This window comes from Fructobacillus sp. ChS1-6f1-1-27, assembly GCF_059579415.1.
On sequence record NZ_JCAOER010000024.1, the window covers coordinates 1 to 2,430 of the forward strand.

Below are 2,430 nucleotides of genomic sequence, written 5' to 3' on the forward strand. Positions count from 1 at the left end.
ATTTGTTTGTTCAAAGTTTTGTTCAGTTTTCAATGTGCTACGCCTTTAAGGCAACTCATTTAGTTTAGCAAGCTCATTGACTTTTGTCAACGACTTTTTTCAACTATTTTTGAAGTTAACCTTTCCCAAAACATTTGAAAATGCCGGTTCCAGCGTGTTCCTCTTGTGAAGAACAATAACTAGTATACCGGCATTACCAGGTTGAGTCAACTGTTTTTTGATCGGATTTTATTAAGAAAGTCTTGCGTTTGTTAAATCGATGTCAACCAATCGGTCAACTGTGTCACAAGTTGCCTGCCAGTCATCATTTTCAATTACCTTAGCAGCCCCTTGCAACTCCTTTGGCAGTGTTAAGTCCCGCTTGAATTCTGGAGCTGATAACCGCTTTTCAATACCCCCTATTGAATCACCCCGGTCTTCTAGGCGCTTGCGCAACTGGTCAACATCCCCAATCGTCACATACCAAATTTCAACTTTGTCAGAAAGCTTCTTTAAATAAGTAAGAGCACCTGCGGTATCTAAGACAATACTGGCCAATGGAAACTTTTCAAAAGCTCGGTCGAGCCCCTCCTTAGAAGACCCATATTGGGCTGCTCCATACTGAACTGATTCGAGATAATGATTTAATAGGAAAGAATCGTTTGTTTCAAAGTAGTAATCAACCCCATCAACCTCGCCAGTTCGCTTCTTGCGGGTGGTATGCGTAATGACTTGTGGCACCTGCCACTTTTCTTTTAAGTAATTGGCAATTGACGTTTTGCCAGCACCAGCCGGACCAGTTAGGACAATCACTTTTTCTCGAGACATTTTCTTCCCTCACCGTTTATTTTTGTCAGCTTATCACTAAAACAATCGACAAGGCAATAAAAAGTTGGTAGAATTAATTTCGTAAACATTAGAAAAAAGTGAGAAAACGATTATGCAGATACTAAAAAGAGCCTTTGCTCGCGAGTCTGTCAACGGTTACCTGGAGAAGGACCAACAGATGAAGCGGGTGCTCACCACAAAAGATTTAATCGGTCTCGGTGTTGGAACAGTCATCGGTTCAGGAATTTTTATCCTTCCAGGCCATGAAGCTGCCACTAATGCTGGGCCAGCTGTTTCGATTGCCTTTTTAATCGCGGCCCTATTTTCTGGAATTTGTGGGATGGCCTTTGCTGAATTTTCATCAGCAATGCCCGTCGCCGGTTCTGCCTATTCATATGGTTCCGTTATTTATGGCGAAGTTATCGGTTGGCTTTTAGGCTGGTCTTTAATTCTCGAATACTTCTTGGCCGTTTCGGCCATCGCCACCGGATTCTCCGCTTACTTTAATAACCTACTCGGACAACTAGGTTGGGCCTTGCCCCAATCCTTACAAGCCGGACCAGGTGAAGGCGGGGTAATCAACCTCCTGGCTGTCTTGATTATCTTTGTTTCCGCTGCAATTTTATTTGCCGGTGTGAGCCAATCAAAGAAGATTGAAAACGCTGGGGTCGTCCTGAAGGTCGCAATTATTGCTCTCTTTATTATCGGTGGTGCCTTCTTTATTAAGGGACACAACTACGTTGACTTCTACCCTAAGCAATTCCACAGTGGACCATTTGGAATTGGCGGCATTACGGCTGCAACTGCTTCAATCATCTTCTCTTTCCTTGGTTTCGATACAATTGCGGCTCACGCTGCCGAAGTAAAGAACCCAACCAAGACGATGTCGCGTGGAATTTTAGGTACAGTTGCTGTTTCCGCCGTCTTGTACACGCTTTTCTCAGTTGTTTTGACCGGGATTGTGAACTACAAGAAGCTTGGCGTTGATGACCCAGCGGCCTTTGCTTTGCAAGCCGTTCACCAAACCCAATTCTCAATTGTCATCACAATTGGTGCTTTGATTGGGATGTTCACTGCCATCTTGGCACTGATTTACGCCTCATCGCGGTTGGCCTACTCATTTGGTCGCGACGGCTTGTTGCCACGGGGCTTGGGCAGGGTTTCATCACACAACCACTTACCTGCTAACGCTATCGGTGTGGCGGTTGTGGTCGAGGCCGTTTTGGCCGGTCTAGTTCCATTAAAAACTTTGGCCAACCTGATTAACATCGGAACGCTAACAGCCTTCTTGTTCATCAGCTTCGGCGTCCTCTTCCTTCGTCGCCGCAAAGATTTGAAGCATGATGGTTTCAAAATGCCTTGGTACCCTGTCTTGCCAATCTTGGCCGGGTTGGTTTCCTTCTACTTAATCATTCGTTTGCCAATGGAAACTTTGAAGCTATACGGTGTCTGGGTAGTCATCGGATTGGTCTGGTACTTCACTTATGGTATCCGCCATTCGAGTTTAAATCAAAAATAGCTACAGACAAAAAAGGTCGGCACAGAATGACGTATACCCCGAAAGTTAAAGTACTTTCGGGGTATTTTTATGACTAAAATTTCGATAGAAACTAAACTACAGGC

The 2,430-nt window shown here is 44.6% G+C and carries 2 protein-coding genes; one reads left to right on the top strand and one right to left on the bottom strand.

Annotation, left to right across the window (positions count from 1 at the left end; translation table 11 throughout):
- Nucleotides 1-231: 231 nt before the first annotated feature.
- Nucleotides 232-807, bottom strand: coding sequence for a guanylate kinase (locus AC5162_RS06395; protein ID WP_496534419.1), 576 nt, complete (start codon nucleotides 805-807; stop codon nucleotides 232-234).
- Between the two features lie 112 nt (nucleotides 808-919).
- Between AC5162_RS06395 and AC5162_RS06400 the strand changes: the two genes are divergently transcribed.
- Nucleotides 920-2,326, top strand: coding sequence for an APC family permease (locus AC5162_RS06400; RefSeq protein ID WP_496534420.1), 1,407 nt, complete (start codon nucleotides 920-922; stop codon nucleotides 2,324-2,326).
- Nucleotides 2,327-2,430 lie beyond the last annotated feature (104 nt).